This window comes from Stenotrophomonas sp. STEN029, from assembly GCF_056760015.1.
The window spans coordinates 17,624-34,601 of record NZ_JBRREC010000047.1 but is presented as its reverse complement, the minus strand read 5'-3'; the positions used below and the strand labels follow the sequence as shown (position 1 = coordinate 34,601).

Genomic DNA, 16,978 nt, shown 5'->3' with positions numbered 1-16,978 from the left:
CGCGAATCCAGGCCGCCCCCCGCACAGCCAGCCCGCCCGGGCCCGGCGGCGGGCGGCCTGGCGGCCGCGCGCCCGCCCGCGGCCCTCGCCGCCGCCCCACTACATTTGGATTGCCTGGGAGGCCTCTGCCGAGCATGGCTCGGCAATACCCTGGGCCTGCTTGGAAAGCCTCTGCCGAGCATGGCTCGGCACTACAAGGCTTGTTTTGCCGCCGCTGCAGCCTGCCCGCGCAATTCAGGAATCGCCAGACTCTCCCACAGGTTGCCGATGCGCAGGCTGCCCAACACCTGCACGCGCGGCTCGACCACGCCATCGGCGTCGATCAAGCTGCCGTCGGCTGCCGTGTCCAGGCCGATCCCGTGCGGGCCAGCGCGGCCCACGCCGCTGCCCAGCAACTGCTGCAGCAGCGGATTGCGCATCGCCTGCGCGCGCATCTCCACACCGGTGGCGTTGATCACGCATTGCACTTCCAACTGCAACGGCTGACGCCAGCGATCCTGCGCGCTCAACCGCACGCAGGCGCCTTCGGCAACGGCGGTTTCCAGACGGCCACGATGCAACTGCAGGCGACCGGCCCGCTGCAGCTCCAGCAGCTGCGCATGCAGCGGAGCGGCGATGCGGTGGCGATGCACATCCCAGTAGCGCACCACATGGCGCAGGAAGCGGCGCTGGTCATCGAATGAAAGGGTTTGCCACAGCCGTTGACCCAGCGGACGGATACGCTCCATCACGCTTTGCCACGGAATATCACGCGTTGCCGCTTCGGCCGCGTGACATCGCAGTGCATGCATGCGCTGGCGCAGATTCATCGCCAGCAAAGGCTCGGGATCGTAATCGGCCGCAGCGCCCTTGGCATGCGGCAACGGCAGCAGCGCATGCCGCGACATCACATGGATGCGACCGCGATGACCATTGGCCTGCAGCGTTGCCACGCTGTCGGCCATGCTCAGGCCGGAACCGATGATCGCCACGTCGGCGTTGCCCGCAATGCCGTCGAGTGACGGGTAATCCCAGGCTTCCACGCGTTTGCCATCGACCAGGCCACTGGCACCGCGCGCCGGCAACGGCCGCAGCGCATTGCCCACTGCCAGAATCACCCGCCCAGCCTGCAACGGCCGGCCCGAATCCAGGGTCAGCAGCACGCCTTCGTCATTGGGCTGCAGCGCCTGTACGCGCGCAGCAAGAATTTCCAATTGCGCAGGACTGGCGTCCACCGCCTGCTGCAGACGGTGGCGCAGGTAGTCGGCGTAAAAACGACGCGGCACGAACTGCCCGGCCAACTGTTCCCGCGACAGTGCCGGAAAGGCCTGCGCCTCACACAGGTAGTCGAGGAAATCCTCGGGTTGTTCAGGAAAGCCACTCATCTTGGCGGCCGGCACGTTCAATACGTGCTCGTCGCGGGTGGTGGCATAGGCCACACCACGGGCCAGCGGCAGACTGGGCTCGATCACCAGCAGGCGCAGCGGCCCGCTTGCGCCACGCAGCACGCCGATGGCGGCAAGCACGCCGGCGGCGCCACCGCCAATGATGGCCAGATCACACAATGCAGGGGTATCGATAACACTCATCTGCCCGATTGTAGGCGATGCAGTCCCCTCGCCTGATGCTGCACGGGCATGTATTCATGCTCGCAGGGCGGGAACTTTTTTCACGGCACTGAAACACAAAACCCGCCTTTCGGCGGGTTCTGCTTGGAACAGCAGCTCAAACAATCCGTGAGGATTACTTGATCTTGCCTTCCTTGTACATCACGTGCTTGCGAACAACCGGATCGTACTTGAGGAATTCCATCTTCCCCGGGGTGTTCTTCTTGTTCTTGTCGGTCGTGTAGAAGTGGCCAGTGCCGGCCGAGGAAATCATACGGACCTTATCGCGCTTACCTGCCATGATCGTTTACTCCTCAGACCTTTTCGCCGCGCGCACGCAGCTCAGCCAGAACGGAATCGATGCCGTTCTTGTCGATGGTGCGCAGTGCATGCGCGGAAACACGAAGCTTGATCCAGCGGTTTTCGCTGGCAACCCAGAAACGACGCTCGTGCAGGTTCGGCATGAAACGACGACGGGTCTTGTTGTTGGCGTGCGAGACGTTGTTACCCGTCTGCACTCGCTTGCCGGAAACTTGGCATACGCGGGACATTGCGCACCTCGGTAATGTTGATGACTTCCTTAGCCAGGAAGACGGCGGCCCCGGCGGTTACCCGCCACGCGTCATGGGAATCAAAGAGTTACGCTGACAAGGGTGGCCAGATGACGTGTTCCCGGCCACCGGCCCGGAGAATTCCGGACACAGCGAGCCGCATATTGTGCATGCAATCAGGTACCTGCGCAAGTTTGCGCCGGCAACCCTCAGGGCCTGGCGACAAACAGCCCGCCCGACGCCGGTGCCCGCTGCAGCGCATCGGCGCTCAGCCGGGCCCTGGCGGTGCTGATGAACAGGCGCCCATCCGGGGCGAAGCACAGGCTGCCCACCTGCGGCGCCGGCACCGCCAGCCGCCGCAGGACTGCGCCATTGGCGGCAAGTTCGAGCACCGCGCCGCCGCCCCACATCGCCACCCACAGGCTGCCCTGCGGCGACATCGCCATGCCATCCGGCTTGCCGGGCTCGCCGAGGAAATCGGTGACCACCCGCGGCTCCCCCAGGCTGCCGGCCTCGATGTCGGCCGGGTAGGCCAACAGGGTCCGCGCCAGCGTGTCGATCACATACAGGGTCTGGCCATCGGCCGAGAAGGCCATGCCGTTCGCCACACCCAGCCCTTCGGCCACGCAGCGCACCGGGGCATCGGCGCTGGCCGTATGGAACAGCGCGCCCCGGCCAGCAAGCAGGCCACGGTGCATCGACCCTGCCCACAGCCCGCCACGGGCATCGACCACCATGTCGTTCAGCCGGCAACCCACGCCCACCGCGATTTCCGGGCCAGCAAGCAGGTTGCCATCGGCACCGATACGCACGAAATGGGTCTCGCCGTTGCCCACCAGGCCCTGCCCGTCGCAGCCAAGCGACCAGACCGCCTCGGCCAACGGGGTTCGTGTGCAGGCCTCACCATCCCAATGCAGCAGGGCCGGTGCGGTCGGCTCGACCCAGACGACCCGACCGTCCTCCAGCACCAGCGGCGACTCCCCGACCAGGGTCTGCGCGTCGCAGGCCAGACTGACACCACTGGTAGGAATCGCTCGCAGCGCCTGCAACCATTGCCTCGCCCTCACGCCAACCTCGTCGGCACTGCGGCCGGGCCGGTACAGATCCGAACCGATGCCGACCGCACGTACACCGGCCTGCCACAGCGCAGGCAAGGCATCCGCACTGAAGCCACCAACCGCCACCAGACGCGCCTGCGCCGGCAGCACCGCCGCCAGTGCCGACAAGCGCGGCGCCGCCTCGTGCGCAGGGAAAGCTTTCAGGTAACGCGCGCCAGCAGCCAGGGCCGCGAATGCTTCGCTAGGCGTGGCGAAGCCCGGCATCGGTTCCATGCCATGTTCGAGCGCGGCGGCGATCACCGCCGGGTTGCTATTGGGCGACACGCAGAAGCGACAACCAATCGCCGCCAACGCCTGTACCTGTTCCACCTCCAGCACGGTACCGGCGCCGACCAGCAAGCGATCGCCGAAATGCGCGGCCATCAACGCGATGGTGGCCAGTGGATCGGGCGAATTGAGCGGCACTTCGGCCAGACGCACGCCTGCATCTACCAGCGCCTGGCCTACCGCAAGCGCCTCGGCGCCGGTAAGTCCACGCAGTATCGCGACCAGCGGTGTGTGTTCGATCGCCGCATCGAAGGCGGCGGCGGAGCTGTGGTTCATGCGGGTTGTTCCAATGCCGCCCGATGCAGGGCGAGAAATCCGCGGGTCACCGCGTCGTGCGATGCGATCGAATGCGCCTGCCCACCAAGTACTTCGATGGCGCGCGCATACAGCGCGCACACCGGCGCAGCACCTACCAGCGGCAACGGCCTGCTCAATGCATCCGGCCACAGCTGCAGCACATCGGCCAATTCCGCACCGATCAGCACACCACGCAACCACGATGCGCCGTCGCGGCGCGGCAGTTCACCTCGGATCACCCGCGCACGCGCGCCAAACAACAGGCTGCCCAGGCCCAAACCGCTGCGATGACCTTGCTGCAGGCCATCGAGGAAGGCCGGACCGTCTTCGGCCGGGCCATCAACCACCGAGGCCAACAAGCCAGCAGCGGTCAGGCGATCGAACACCTCACCGGACATCGCGGTCAGGAACGATGCCACCGCACCGCCCTGCAGTTGCACCCATTTGCTGTGCGTACCCGGCAAGGCCACCAATCCATCCAGCGGCAGCTGGCCGGCGTCGAGCAGGCCAAGCAGCTCGGTCTCTTCGCCGCGCATGATGTCGGGCGCATCGTCCTGCGGGCGCCGGCAAGCCAGCCCCGGCACGATCGCCACTTCCACCGGACCGATATGGGTCCGGTGCAGACGCGCCGCCAGCCGCTGCGGCGTTGCCGGGCAATCGGCATAGCCGGCATCGCTCCAGCCAACGTTGGAGCCGACCATGCCGCAGGCATAGACCTGCGCGGCATCCGGCCAACGTGCCGCCGTCTGCACCAGCAGTGCTTCCATCTGCGCACGGTCCAGGCCGACGATGCCGCGCGGCTGCTCCACCGTATCGGCAACGCGGCCATCGGCATGGATCAGGAACGCACGGAAATTGCTGCTGCCCCAGTTGATGCCGATGATCGGCGCTTGCTGCATCCCATTCATCGACGTGTCACTCCCGCACCACCATCAAGCGGTACCACCGCGCCAGTCATCCAGCCACTGCGCGGCGAGGCCAGGAACAACGCCAGCTCGGCGGCATCCGTCGCCGTGCCGAGCCGCTGCAATGGATGCCGCTGCACATTGCGCGTGCGTGCTGCCTCGGCATCCTCACTGCGATCGAACGAGGCGCGCAGCATCGGCGTATCCAATGACGCCGGGGCGATTGCATTGACGCGGATCTGCTCGGGCGCCAGCTCCAATGCCGCGGTGCGCGCCAGCGATTCAAGTGCGGCCTTGGAGGCAGCGTAGGCAGCCAAACCGGGCGTGGCGTAACGCGCATTGATCGAAGACAGCAGTACGATGCTGCCACCGCCGTTGCTGCGCAGGCCCGGCAGTGCATGCCGCATCAGACGACGCGCACCCAGCACGTTGACTGCATGCACCTGCTGCCACAAGGCATCGTCATCGGCCCAGGTATCTGCGGACGGGCAGATGCCGGCGCAATGGATCAAGGCATCCAGTGGCTGGCCGACATGTGTCGCCAGCGCGGCATCCACCGCCGCGCCATCGGCCAGGTCAAGCACAAGTTGCTGGACCGCATCCCCTACCGCCACCCGGTCCAGCGCCAGCACCTGCGCGCCCTGCGCCTGCAACAGCGCGCACACGGCCGCCCCTGCGCCGCTGGCAGCGCCACTCACCCAGACGCGTCGCCCACTCCATTCCATCTGCCGTACATCCTCGCCCATGATCAGAACCGGTAGGTGATGCTGGCCTTGTACGAACGCCCGAACACCACATTGGTGCGCAGGCCTTCGCCATAGCCATCGAAAGTGCGCTGTTCGCTGTCCAGCAGGTTGTTGGCCTCGACCTTCAACGACATGCGGTCGCTGAAATCGTAGCTCATCGATGCCGACAGATCCTTGTAGGTATCGTTGTAGATACCGGTGGATGCGGCGGACAGACCGACCAGGTACTCATCGCGCCAGTTGTAGGCCAGACGGATGCCGAACGGCCCGTTCTCGTAGTAGCCGATCAGGTTGGCGTTGTTCTTCGACAAGCCCGGGAAGCTCATCGCATTGCCATTGATGTCGGTGATCGGGGTTTCCGAGTCGATCCAGGTGTAGGTCGCCACCACACCGAAGCCATCGAGGATGCCGGTGAACGGCACCTGCGCCAGCAGTTCGGCACCCTTCACCTTGGCTTTGTCACCGTTGATCTTGCGCAGCACCAGGTAGTTGGTGTTGTTGTAGACCTCGTTGCTCTGCCGCTGCACGATGAAGGTCGAGACATCCTTGTAGAACAGGCCGGCCGAGAGCAGGCCCTGGCCGCCGTAATACCACTCCAGCGACAGGTCGTACTGGGTGGCCTTGAACGGATCCAGGTCCGGCGCGCCACCACTGCCGGTGCCCGGCGAGGTCTGTACGCCATTGCCATCGAACACGGCATTGTTGTTGAGGGTCACGCCGTTGTTGAGGTCCTCGGTGTTCGGGAACGCCACGACTTTGGCGGCACCACCGCGCAACACCAGCGTATCGCTGAGCTGCAGCTTGGCCACCATCGACGGCAGCATCTCGTCATCGTTGCGCTTGAACGTGGCCGGCGTCACCACGCCGGGGCCGCTGAGCAGGTTGCCGCGCGACTCGAGCTCACGGTGCAGGAAGCGCACGCCGATGTTGCCGGTCAGCCCCATGTCGCCAACCGTGGTGTCCCAGTTGAGCTTGGCGTAACCCTCCAGGAAATCCTCATCGACACTGAAGGTGGAACCATGGGTCAGCACGGTGTTGCGCAGGTCCAGGCATTGCGCGTTCTGCGAGATCACCGGCAGGTTGGTATAGGTTTCGCAGCCGGCCAGCTGGCCGCGCAGGCCGGCCAGGTAGTCGCGCGGCAAACCACTGAATTCGCCGGGCAGGAAGTCATGGTTGCTGTACTGGCTGACGTAGCCGCCCATCTGCGATACCGGGATGCCGCCACTCGGGCGGATGTCGGCGCGCAGCGGGTTCTGCAGGCTTTCCAGCCGGCTGAAACGCGCGCCGAAATCCAGCGAGCGCAGCGGACCATCATCGAAGGCCAGGCTCCAGTCGGTACGCAACGCGCTGGAATCGGTCTGGGCGCGCCAGTTGTTGTCGAACAGGATGGTCATGCGCCATTGCGCCGGATCGGTCAGGTCGACGCCACTGACATTGAAGCTGCCGAAGCTGCCATTGCGCAGGTCGAAGTCGGTGACCGAGGTCAGCCCGGCCATTGGCGCCAGGCGCATGTAGTGCTGGTCATAGCTGGCGGTGGAACGGCCCCAGTTGAGCTCGGCCGAACCGTCCAGTCGCTCGCCGACGCGGAAGCTGGCGCGCAACGCGGTGGACAGCGTGTCCGCGTCGATGTCGGCCACTTCCGAGTTGAGCAGCACGGTGCCGGTGGAGCGACCGGCCAGCAGGATGTTGTGCTCGGAGTAGACCGCATTGCTCAGCCCGGCGGACGGGTTGAAGGCGATCCAGTAACGATCACGCTCGGCTTCCTGGCGCGAATAGAACGTATCCCAGGTCAGCTCTACGCCATCCACCGGGCGCCATTGCAGCACGGCGCTGACGCCAACCTTGGTACGGTCATCGTCGATGTTCTGCGCACGCATGTCGGTGCTGCCGAAGCGGGTCTTGCCCGGGTCGGTCGGGTCGGAGAAACGGCTATAGCCGGAGAACGTATCCAGGCCCTGCTGGACCACATTGCGGTGCCCATAGGTGGCCGAGATCAGCGCACCGAAGCGGCGGTCCTCGCTGCGTCGCGACAGCAGGCCGAAGGCGTTGTAACCGTAGGCATCGGCCATGTCATCGTAGGTACCAGCGACGCTGACCACGTTCTGCTCGCTGTCGCCGGACAGCGGCTGGCGCGTATTGATGTCGACGATGCCGCCTAGGCCACCGCTGAGCTGGTCGGCACCAGCCAGCTTGGTCACCGACAGCCGCGAGATCAGCTCCGACGGCACCAATGACAACAGCCCATACGTGGAGGTGGCCAACTGGTCCAGGCCATTGCCGCCGCGGCCGGTGGCATCGACGATCTGCCGGCCGTTGTAGAGCAGCACGTTTTCCTTCATGCCGCGTACAAGGATGTCGCTGCCTTCACCCATGCCGCGCTCGATCTGCACGCCGGCCACGCGGCCCAGCGATTCGGCGACGTTGGTGTCGGGCAACTTGCCGATATCGTCGGCGACGATCGCGTCGACTATCTGCGCCGAATCGCGCTTCAGGTCGCGTGATGCCTCCAGGCTGCCGCGGATGCCGACCACGGCAACGGCGTCCAGGGTCTGCGCTTCCTGCCCGCCTGCGGGCGGGGCAGCGGCGTCCTGTGCCGAGGCCAGTGCAGGTGCCAACAGGCAGACGCCCAGTGCGGTGAACAAAGTCGAACGTCGAAAACGATGCATATGTCGTGCCCTCTCCCAAGGTAGGGATCCTGCAGCCTGCCACCAGGACCGGCGCGGACCCTCTCCGTCCGCTGCCCCGCCCCGCACTGCCAGCCTGCTGCCCGGATCCAACGAAATCCGTCATTGCTGCTGCACTGCGACTTGGCAGTGTTGTAGCTAATATAGCAATATGTTTTGGCCGCGCACGCTGCAATGCAGCGAAAGAAGTCGATGTACCAGCGGACACTTGGAAATCCCCTTTAACGCGTGTTGCTACGAACGGCACACCAATAGAACAAGGACCCGGCGCAATGGCCGCTCTGCAAGGCGTCTTCCCGATTCTCCCCACGATCTTCACTGCCACTGGCGCCATCGACGAGGCCGGCACCGAAGCAGTGTTCGAGTACCTGCTGGCCGCAGGTTCCGCAGGCGTCGTGTTTCCCGGCCTGGCCAGCGAGTACGACATGCTCAGCCTGGAGGAGCGGCTGCACCTGACGGCCTGCATCGGCCGCTGGAACCGCGGCCGCGTGCCTTTCATCGTCGGCGGTAGCGCAAAGACGCTGGAGGACGCGGTGCAGGTCACCCGCGCCGGCGGCCAGGCTGGCGCGGCGGCGGCAATGGTGCTGACCCCGCATGCATTGGCCGGTGACGAAGATGCGATGGCGGCGTTCTTCGCCCGCCTCGGCGAAGAATCCGGCGTCGCCATCATGCTGCAGAACGCCCCGGCACCGATGGGCATCGGCCTCGGCGTGGACGCATTGCTGTCGCTGGCCACGCGCGTGCCTGCGATCCGCTACGTCAAGGAAGAAACCATGCCGTCCGGCCACCGCATCACCGCGCTGTCCGAGCGTGCTGGCGACTCGGTGGAAGCGATATTCGGCGGCGCCGGAGCCCGTTACGTGCTGGATGAGCTGGCCCGTGGCGCGGTCGGCACCATGCCCGCCTGCGAAATCACCGAAGTGCACGTGGCGATGCTGGCCGCGCACGCCGCCGGTGATCCGGAAACCGCGCGCGTGCTGTTTGAACGCACCCTGCCCTTGCTGAGCATGCAGGCGGTGTTCCGCTGGCGCCTGACCAAGGCCGTGCTGCTGCGCCGCGGCCTGATCGCCAGCGACCATGTGCGTGCACCCGGCCCGGCCCTGGATGCCTACGACCAGCGCGAACTGGATACCCTGTTGGCCCGCATCGCCGATCTGCTGCCGCTGGATGCAGTTCCCGGCCGCGCGCCACGGAGTCCTGCATGAGTGCCGTCACCCGCGTCGAAACCTTCATCCTGACCGTGCCGCGCAGCACCCCTTACCTGGGCCCGTTGGGCGCAGGTGAGCGGGTCAATGCGCGCGGCTACCTGGTGCGACGTGGCAACGGCACGTTGTATCCAACCGTGGACAGGTCGGTACTGGTACGCGTGACCACGGCCGATGGCGCCATCGGCTGGGGCGAGACCTACGGCATCTGCGCACCGCGTGCGACCTGCGAAATCATCAACGACCTGCTCGCACCGGAACTGCTTGGGCGCGAGCCCGAGGACGTGGAATCCATCTGGGATGATCTGTACGGGCTGATGCGCGTACGCGGCTGTGGCAGTGGCTTCCACACCGATGCGATTGCCGCACTCGATATCGCACTGTGGGACCTGCGCGCACGCGCGCAGGGCAAGCCATTGTGGGCACTGCTGGGCGAACGCCGGCATGAGCGCATCGCCGGCTATGTGTCCGGCCTGCCAGCCGCCACCGTCGCCGAAAAAATCGAGATGGCGCGCGGCTTCGCTGCCGATGGCCACACCGCGTTCAAGGTGCATGCCGTTGTGAGCCATGAAGGCATCGCCGAGGAAATGGCGGCACTGCGCGAAGCCCTGGGCAACGAGGTCGAATTGATGGTCGACCTGCACTGGAAGTTCGATCACGCGCAGGCACTGCAGCTGGCCCAGCAACTGCAGCCCAGCAAGTTGACCTTCATCGAGGCACCGTTGAAGCCGGAAGACGTGCCCGGCCTGATCGCACTCGGCAAGGACAGTCCGATTCCGGTTGCCGCCGGCGAGGAGTGGCCCACCGAATACGTTGCACGGCCGCGCATTGACGGTGGCAGTCTTGCCTTCGTGCAGCCGGAGATGGGCCACACCGGCATCACCCAGTTCCTGCGCATTGCCCGCCTCGCCGCTGCGCGCGGCGTGCAGGTGGCTCCACACGCGACGATTGGCGGCGGCATCTTCATGGCAGCCAGCCTGCAGGCCTCCGCCGTGACCGAGGGCCTGTGGCGGCATGAGTGGCAGCATTCGATCTTCTCGCGCTCGCTGCGCATGCTCGACACCGACATGGCCTACGGCCGCCAGGGCTATCAGCTGCCCAGTGGCAATGGCCTGGGCGCCACGCCCAACGCGTTGTTCTGGGAACACGCCGAAGCAATCAGCTGAGCGGCAGGCAAAAGGCCGGAGCGGTACCCGCTCCGGCCTTTTCAGTGCAACAAGGTTTCAGCCAGCCACGCTTGCCGCCTGTGGTCCGATCAAGGTCATCGGCGAGCGCCGCGCCAGCCGCGATGCAGTCCACGCCAGTCCCACCGCGATCGGATGCAGGAAGGCCATCAGGATGAAGGCGCGATCGAAGTTTCCGTCCGCCACCAGATGCCCCACCACCTGCGCCGACAGCATGCCGCCCAGCGCACTGCCGCAGCCCACCAATCCCGCTACCGAAGCGATGTAGCGCGAAGGGAACATATCCAGGGTCATCGTGGTCAGGTTGATCTGGTAGGTCAGGTGCGCGAACGTCACCAGACAGGCCAGCCCCAGCAATACCGGGATCGAAGGGTGCATCGCGACGAAGATGCCAACCGGCGCCAGGCAGGCCGCGCCGACCATGGTGGTCAGGCGGGCGCGCACCGGGTCCATGCCGCGCTTCACCAGCCGGCCGGAAATAAGACCGCCACCGACACTGCCTATATCCGCGGCCACGTACACCACCCAGGCCAGCGAGGCGATCGTCGCCAGACTCATGCCGCGCGCATCACCGAGGTACTTGGGGAACCAGAACAGATAGAAGTACCAGACCGGATCGGCCACCGCGCGCGAAGCAACGAGCGCCCACACCGTGCGATCACGCGCCAACCTGCCCCACACGCCTTTCATCGACGGCGCTGCTGCCGGCAGCGCTTCATCGGCGACCGCCGGCGAAGCAGCAGCCACATCTGCCGCCAGCGCTTGCGCAGGCGCTGCAGCCTTGGCCTTGCCACGCGGGTAGACCCACCACCACGCGATCATCCACAGCAAGCCAGCCGCGCCGGTGATCCAGAATGCGCTGCGCCAGCCGTAGGCCAAGGCGATACCGCCGATCAGCGGCGGCGCCAACGTCGCGCCGATCATCGCGCCTGCGGTGTACAGGCCCAGCGCCAGCCCGCGCTGACGCGACGGGAACTGCTCGGACACCACCTTGCTGCCCACGGTGTAATTGCCCGGCTCACCCAGCCCCAGCGCGAAGCGTGCCGCGCCCAGTTCCAGTGGCGTGCGCACCAACCCGGTGGCGATGTTGGCCAGCGACCACCAGCCAACGAACAACAGCAGCGACAGCCGTGCACCCAACCAATCGGTGACGCGGCCGGCCATCACGTAGGCCGCGGCATAGGCGAACAGGAACACCTGCACGACCCGCGCGTACTCCAGGTCGGACATGTCCAGGTCGGCCTGGATGGTCGTGGCCAGGATCGACAGCGCCTGCCGGTCCAGATAATTGATGACGGTGGAGAAGAACAGCAGCCCCAGCAAAACCCATTTGGTCCTGCCCGTCCCCGTCATGCGAACTCGCGCTTGGCCATCGACAACGCCTCCCCTTCGGAAGGCTGCAACGTATTGCTATTTTAGCAACAGGTCAAGCCGCACTGCGCCACACGTGATCCGGCTGCATCAGCCGATTTCGGCGGCGGCTGCCTGCAGCGCGCGGACCAGTTCGTCGGTGGCCGATTCCGGGATCCAGCCTGACATCGCGATGCCGGCATGCACCGGGTCGCCCATGGCGATGGCAACGACATGGTGGTCGCGCTCATCGGCGACATGCACGCGCGCATGGCCCTGGCTGCGGGTAACGGCCAGGGTCGCCAGCAGCTGCTCGATGCCGTTCGGGAACATCGGGATCGGCTTGTCCGCGTACAGCTCGCGCACCTCCTCGTCGGACAGCTGGGCCAGCAAGGCGATGCCGATGCCGCTGGTGGTGGCCGGCAACAGGCCGATGCGGCCCAGGCCCCGCGCCGCCTCGATTCCCGGCGGTGCATGGAACAGATAGCTGACGCTGTCATTCCACAGCACGCCCATCGCCACCGTGTGGCCGAAGCGGCGCAGGCTCTCCAGCACCGGCAGCGCGCGCCGGATCAGGCCCGAGGCGAACAGGCTCTGCGCGGCCAGCACATGCATGCCGGGCCCGGCGGTGTACTTGCGGTCCGCGGTCTGCCGGGCGATGCCCAGGTAGGCCAGGGTCTTGAGCAGGCGGTTGACCCGGGTCGGGTTGGCATCGAGCTGGCGGGCCAGCTCACGGCAACCGACCGGTTCGGGGGACGAGGCCAGCGCCTGCAAGGTGGCGATGCCATCGATCAGGCTCTGGTTGGGCTGGGCATTGGGCTTTGTACGCATGGTGAAAGCGTACTTGGCCCCCTCGTGCAATGCCATCAATAGCAACAAAGTGGGACGCCGAACTGGATCTGACACGCTCAGATCGGCCGGAAGCACCACCAACCGACAACGTGACTCAGGATTGGCCGACCGTGGCAGTCGCACGCTGGGTGCGCAGCTCGCGCCACGCTGCCCGCGCGACTTTCCAGGCCGAACGCAGGAACAGCAGCAGCAGGGCCACTGCGATCAGCAGGTCCGGCCAACCGGCGCCGAATACCCACACTGCCAGCGCCGCAAGGATCACCGCCGAACCTTCGTAGACGTCATTCAGCGAGCATGCCCATGCCGAGGCGAGGTTGATGTCGCCCAGCCGATAGGGCCAGAGCAGGCGCAGGCAGACCAGGTTGGCGGCGAGGTTGAGCAGCGCGGCGATGCCCATGCTCTCGAACAGCGGAAGATGCGGATGCGCCAACTTCCAGCCGATGCCTGCGGCGACTGCAATTGCCGCGCACAGGATGAACACTGCTTTGAGCATGGCAACGCGCGCCTTGGCGGCGAGGCTGGCTCCGACCACCGCCAGACTGAGTGCATAAGTGAGTGCATCACCGAGGTTGTCCAGGCTGCCGGACAGCAATGAGGCCGAGCCGCTGTGCCAGGCGGCGAGCATCATCATCACGAAGGTGATCAGGTTGATCGCAAGCACCTGGTAGAGCACGCGGCGCTGCTGCGCCTGCATGCGCTCGACTTCCAGAGTTTTGCCGCAGCCGCAGCAGTCGTTCATCTTGGTTCCGGGGGAGAGTCCTGCTGGATTATCGCGCTGATGTGGCTGGGCTTGCAGAGATGGGGGAAAGAACAAGGGGTAGTGCCGAGCCATGCTCGGCAGGGGCCTTACCAGCGAAAAGCTTGCCCTCACCCCAACCCCTCTCCCGCACGCGGGAGAGGGGCTTTAAGCGAAGCAGAAGCTTCAAGCCAAAGCCAAAGCCAAAGCCAAAGCAAAAGCAAAAGCAAAAGCCAAAGCAAAAGCAAAAGCAAAAGCAAAAGCCTCAAGCCAAGAAAGCCTCAAGCCAAGCAGGCGCTACTTTCCAGTCCTGTGCAGCCAACGGTACAGCACCGGCAATACCAGCAAGGTCAGCAACGTGGACGAAACGATGCCGCCGATCACCACCGTTGCCAACGGCCGCTGCACTTCCGAACCGGCACCTACGTTGAAGGCCATCGGTACGAAGCCCAGCGATGCGACCAGGGCGGTCATCAATACAGGCCGCAAGCGACCCAGCGCGCCTTCGCGCACGGCAACATCCAGGCTGCGGCCCTGCTCACGCAGGTGACGGATGAAGCTGATCATCACCAGGCCGTTGAGCACGGCCACACCAGACAGCGCGATGAAACCAACGCCCGCCGAGATCGACAAGGGAATGCCACGCAGTGCCAGCGCCAAGACGCCGCCGGTCAAGGCCAGTGGCACCCCGCTGAACACGATGCTGGCATCGCGCGCCGAACCGAACGCCCAGAACAACAAGGCGAAGATCAGCAGCAAGGTCACCGGCACCACCACCGCCAGACGCTGGCTGGCCGAAATCAGCTGCTCGAAGCTGCCGCCGTATTCCACCCAGTAGCCGGCAGGCACCTTCACCTGCGCGTCAATGGCCTGCTGCAACTCGCTGACGAAGCCACCAAGATCGCGATCACGCACGTTGGCGGTGATCACGATGCGGCGCTTGCCGTTGTCGCGGTTGATCTGGTTTGGCCCTTCGCTGCTTTCGATGCTCGCCAACTCACGCAACGGCACCGTGCGTGCATCACCGCTGCGCCAGCCACCCGCACGGCTGGATTCGTCGGCGCTGTCCTGTGCCAATGCAGGCTCCAGTGACACCGGCAGATCGGCCAACGCCGCCGGGTCCTGGCGAATGCTTTCCGGCAGGCGGACGACAATGTCGAAGCGTCGATCACCTTCAAACAACTGCCCGGCGACGCGTCCGCCAACTGCCGTGGAAACCGTGGACTGCAGCTGGCCCGGGTTGAGCCCATAACCCGCCAATGCCGCGCGGTTCGGCGTGACCGTCAGCAAGGGCAGACCACTGGTTTCCTCCAGGCGCACATCGGCCGCACCCGGCACCTTGTTGGCCACGGCGACGATGCGCTGGCCAACCTGCGCCAGCGTCTCCATGTCATCGCCGAACAGCATCACCGCCACGTCGGCACGCACGCCCGAGATCAACTCGTTCATGCGCATCTGGATCGGCTGGGTGAACTCATAGTTGTTGCCCGGCAATTCCTCCACCGCCGCTTCCAGCTCGGCCAGCAGCTGTGCGCGCGGTTTGCGCGGGTCCGGCCACTGCTTGCGCGGCTTCATCATGATGAAGGTGTCGGCGACCGAGGGCGGCATCGGATCGGAGGCGACTTCCGGCGTGCCGATCTTGGAGAACACCTTCTCCACTTCCGGCAACTGCTGCAGGCGCGCTTCCACCTGCTTCTGCATGTTCACCGACTGCGTGAGGCTGGTGCCGGGAATGCGCATCGCATGCATGGCGACGTCGCCTTCATCAAGATTGGGCACGAACTCGCTGCCCAAGCGCGTCGCCAGCAAACCGCAACCAACCACCAGCACCAGGGCACCGGCAACCACCAGACGGCCGCGCCGCATCACCCCCGCCAACAGCGGTTCATAGCGTGCGCGCAACCACGCCATCAGCCGGTTGTCCTTTTCCTCCACGCGACCTCCGAGGAACATCGCGATTGCCGCCGGAACAAAGGTCAGCGACAACAGCATCGCGCCGCTGAGCGCCAGCACCACGGTAATCGCCATCGGATGGAACATTTTTCCTTCAACGCCGGTCAGCGCGAAGATCGGCAGGTAGACCGCAGTGATGATGCCGAGGCCGAACAGGCTGGGCCGGATGACCTCGGCGGTGGCGCTGGCGGTTTCGGCGAAGCGTTCCTCGCGGGTCATCGCCCGGCCCAGCGCATGCGTGCGTTCGCCGAAGCGACGCAGGCAGTTCTCGATGATGATCACCGCGCCATCGACGATCAGGCCGAAGTCCAGCGCGCCAAGACTCATCAGGTTGGCGGAGACACCGCCACGCGCCATGCCGGTCAGGGTGAACAGCATTGCCAGCGGAATCACCGCCGCGGTGATCAGCGCCGCACGGAAGTTGCCCAGCAACAGGAACAACACCACGATCACCAGCAGCGCGCCTTCCAGCAGGTTCTTGGCGACGGTCTGGATGGTGCGGTCGACCAGCGCGGTGCGGTCATAACTGGCGGTAACGGTGACGCCTTCCGGCAGGCTGCGCTGCGCCTGTTCCAGCTTGGCCGCAGCCGCCTGCGCCACCTCGCGGCTGTTGGCACCGACCAGCATCACCACCGTGCCCATCACCACTTCATGGCCGTTCTGGGTGGCGGCACCGCTGCGCAGCTCCGGCCCTTCAGCCACGTCGGCGACATCATGCACATGGATCGGCACGCCTTCGCGGCGGGCAAGCACGATGTTGCCGATCTCCTCCAGTCCCGCGACTTGCCCGGGCACACGCACCAGGAACTGCTGGCCGTTGCGCTCGATGTAACCGGCGCCGATGTTCTGGTTGTTGCCTTCCACGGCTTCGGCAACATCATCCAGGGTGAAGCCCAGCGCACGCAGCTTGGCCGGATCCGGGGTGATGTGGATCTGCCGCTGGTAGCCACCAATCGTGTTGACCTCGGTGACGCCAGGCACATTGCGCAGCTGCGGTCGCACCACCCAATCCTGCAGCGTGCGCAGGTCGGTGGCGGTATACGCCGAACCATCGGGTTTGCGCGCCTTGGGATCGGCGTCGATGGTGTACATGAAGATCTCGCCCAGTCCGGTGGCAATCGGCCCCAGCTGCGGGTCCAGGCCTTCCGGCAGCTGCGACTTCACCTGCTGCAGGCGTTCGGCCACCTGTTGGCGGGCGAAGTACAGGTCGGTGCCGTCCTTGAACACCACCGTCACCTGCGACAGGCCGTAGCGCGACAATGAGCGCACCTGTTCGAGTTTCGGCAGGCCCGCCATCACCGTTTCCACTGGATAGGTGATGCGCTGTTCCGTCTCCAATGGCGAGTAGCCATCGGCGGCGGTGTTGATCTGCACCTGCACGTTGGTGATGTCCGGCGTTGCATCGATGGACAGGCGGGTGAAGCTCCAGCTGCCAATCGCGATCAAGGCCAGGGTAAGCACCATCATCATCCAGCGATGGGCGATGGCGCTGCGGATGATGCGCTCAAGCATGGCGGCGCCCTCCGCGTTGGAAGAGGCGATGA

At 65.5% G+C, this 16,978-nt stretch carries 13 protein-coding genes; 2 read left to right on the top strand and 11 right to left on the bottom strand.

The window, feature by feature from the left end:
- Nucleotides 1–191 precede the first annotated feature (191 nt).
- The 7 genes from ACVOLI_RS11840 to ACVOLI_RS11810 all read right to left on the bottom strand — a co-directional run bounded on the left by ACVOLI_RS11840 (nt 192) and on the right by ACVOLI_RS11810 (nt 8,136).
- Nucleotides 192–1,568 (bottom strand): FAD/NAD(P)-binding protein, encoded by a 1,377-nt coding sequence (locus ACVOLI_RS11840; protein WP_481614559.1) that lies wholly within the window; start codon nt 1,566–1,568, stop codon nt 192–194.
- A 154-nt stretch (nt 1,569–1,722) separates the two neighbouring features.
- Nucleotides 1,723–1,890, bottom strand: coding sequence for a 50S ribosomal protein L33 (gene rpmG, locus ACVOLI_RS11835; RefSeq protein ID WP_172675037.1), 168 nt, complete (start codon nt 1,888–1,890; stop codon nt 1,723–1,725).
- A gap of 10 nt (nt 1,891–1,900) precedes the next feature.
- Nucleotides 1,901–2,137: a 50S ribosomal protein L28 gene (gene rpmB, locus ACVOLI_RS11830; RefSeq protein WP_282270140.1), complete on the bottom strand. Its 237-nt coding sequence runs from the start codon at nt 2,135–2,137 to the stop codon at nt 1,901–1,903.
- Between the two features lie 209 nt (nt 2,138–2,346).
- Entirely contained in the window at nt 2,347–3,798 is a 1,452-nt protein-coding gene (locus ACVOLI_RS11825; RefSeq protein WP_481614558.1) for a 2-dehydro-3-deoxy-6-phosphogalactonate aldolase, read from the bottom strand.
- The gene (locus ACVOLI_RS11820) at nt 3,795–4,727 is read right to left on the bottom strand and encodes a 2-dehydro-3-deoxygalactonokinase (protein ID WP_481614557.1); all 933 of its coding nucleotides are present in this window, start codon (nt 4,725–4,727) and stop codon (nt 3,795–3,797) included. Before ACVOLI_RS11820 ends, ACVOLI_RS11825 begins: the two co-directional genes overlap by 4 nt.
- Entirely contained in the window at nt 4,724–5,470 is a 747-nt protein-coding gene (locus ACVOLI_RS11815) for an SDR family NAD(P)-dependent oxidoreductase (protein WP_481614556.1), read from the bottom strand. Before ACVOLI_RS11815 ends, ACVOLI_RS11820 begins: the two co-directional genes overlap by 4 nt.
- 2 nt (nt 5,471–5,472) lie before the next feature.
- A complete protein-coding gene (locus ACVOLI_RS11810) occupies nt 5,473–8,136 on the bottom strand; it encodes a TonB-dependent receptor (RefSeq protein WP_481614555.1) in 2,664 nt (887 codons plus the stop codon).
- 290 nt (nt 8,137–8,426) lie between these two features.
- Here ACVOLI_RS11810 and ACVOLI_RS11805 point away from each other — a divergent pair, with 290 nt between their 5' ends.
- Both ACVOLI_RS11805 and ACVOLI_RS11800 read left to right on the top strand, forming a co-directional pair.
- Nucleotides 8,427–9,359: a dihydrodipicolinate synthase family protein gene (locus tag ACVOLI_RS11805; RefSeq protein ID WP_282270150.1), complete on the top strand. Its 933-nt coding sequence runs from the start codon at nt 8,427–8,429 to the stop codon at nt 9,357–9,359.
- Nucleotides 9,356–10,525 (top strand): mandelate racemase/muconate lactonizing enzyme family protein, encoded by a 1,170-nt coding sequence (locus ACVOLI_RS11800; RefSeq protein ID WP_481614554.1) that lies wholly within the window; start codon nt 9,356–9,358, stop codon nt 10,523–10,525. The genes ACVOLI_RS11805 and ACVOLI_RS11800 overlap by 4 nt, the downstream gene beginning before the upstream one ends.
- Before the next feature lie 57 nt (nt 10,526–10,582).
- Here the strand turns inward: ACVOLI_RS11800 and ACVOLI_RS11795 are convergent, their stop codons facing one another.
- From ACVOLI_RS11795 to ACVOLI_RS11780, 4 genes are all read right to left on the bottom strand, one after another.
- Complete coding sequence (locus tag ACVOLI_RS11795; RefSeq protein WP_481614553.1) at nt 10,583–11,896, bottom strand: MFS transporter; 1,314 nt, start codon at nt 11,894–11,896, stop codon at nt 10,583–10,585.
- Between the two features lie 108 nt (nt 11,897–12,004).
- A complete protein-coding gene (locus ACVOLI_RS11790; protein ID WP_282270074.1) occupies nt 12,005–12,724 on the bottom strand; it encodes an IclR family transcriptional regulator in 720 nt (239 codons plus the stop codon).
- A 115-nt stretch (nt 12,725–12,839) separates the two neighbouring features.
- Nucleotides 12,840–13,484 carry a cation efflux transmembrane domain-containing protein gene (locus ACVOLI_RS11785; RefSeq protein WP_481614552.1) on the bottom strand — a complete coding sequence of 215 codons (645 nt, stop codon included), beginning with the start codon at nt 13,482–13,484 and terminating at the stop codon, nt 12,840–12,842.
- Nucleotides 13,485–13,778: 294 nt separating this feature from the next.
- Entirely contained in the window at nt 13,779–16,946 is a 3,168-nt protein-coding gene (locus tag ACVOLI_RS11780; RefSeq protein ID WP_481614551.1) for an efflux RND transporter permease subunit, read from the bottom strand.
- Between the last annotated feature and the right edge of the window lie 32 nt (nt 16,947–16,978).

Bases quoted from the DNA above. Each gene is read 5' to 3' on its own strand.
- ACVOLI_RS11825 (WP_481614558.1), bottom strand. From the start codon at position 3,798: ATGAACCACAGCTCCGCCGCCGCCTTCGATGCGGCGATCGAACACACA.
- ACVOLI_RS11785 (WP_481614552.1), bottom strand. From the start codon at position 13,484: ATGAACGACTGCTGCGGCTGCGGCAAAACTCTGGAAGTCGAGCGCATG.
- ACVOLI_RS11805 (WP_282270150.1), top strand. From the start codon at position 8,427: ATGGCCGCTCTGCAAGGCGTCTTCCCGATTCTCCCCACGATCTTCACT.
- ACVOLI_RS11780 (WP_481614551.1), bottom strand. From the start codon at position 16,946: ATGCTTGAGCGCATCATCCGCAGCGCCATCGCCCATCGCTGGATGATG.
- ACVOLI_RS11810 (WP_481614555.1), bottom strand. From the start codon at position 8,136: ATGCATCGTTTTCGACGTTCGACTTTGTTCACCGCACTGGGCGTCTGC.
- ACVOLI_RS11790 (WP_282270074.1), bottom strand. From the start codon at position 12,724: ATGCGTACAAAGCCCAATGCCCAGCCCAACCAGAGCCTGATCGATGGC.
- ACVOLI_RS11815 (WP_481614556.1), bottom strand. From the start codon at position 5,470: ATGGGCGAGGATGTACGGCAGATGGAATGGAGTGGGCGACGCGTCTGG.
- ACVOLI_RS11840 (WP_481614559.1), bottom strand. From the start codon at position 1,568: ATGAGTGTTATCGATACCCCTGCATTGTGTGATCTGGCCATCATTGGC.
- rpmB (WP_282270140.1), bottom strand. From the start codon at position 2,137: ATGTCCCGCGTATGCCAAGTTTCCGGCAAGCGAGTGCAGACGGGTAAC.
- ACVOLI_RS11820 (WP_481614557.1), bottom strand. From the start codon at position 4,727: ATGAATGGGATGCAGCAAGCGCCGATCATCGGCATCAACTGGGGCAGC.
- ACVOLI_RS11795 (WP_481614553.1), bottom strand. From the start codon at position 11,896: ATGACGGGGACGGGCAGGACCAAATGGGTTTTGCTGGGGCTGCTGTTC.
- ACVOLI_RS11800 (WP_481614554.1), top strand. From the start codon at position 9,356: ATGAGTGCCGTCACCCGCGTCGAAACCTTCATCCTGACCGTGCCGCGC.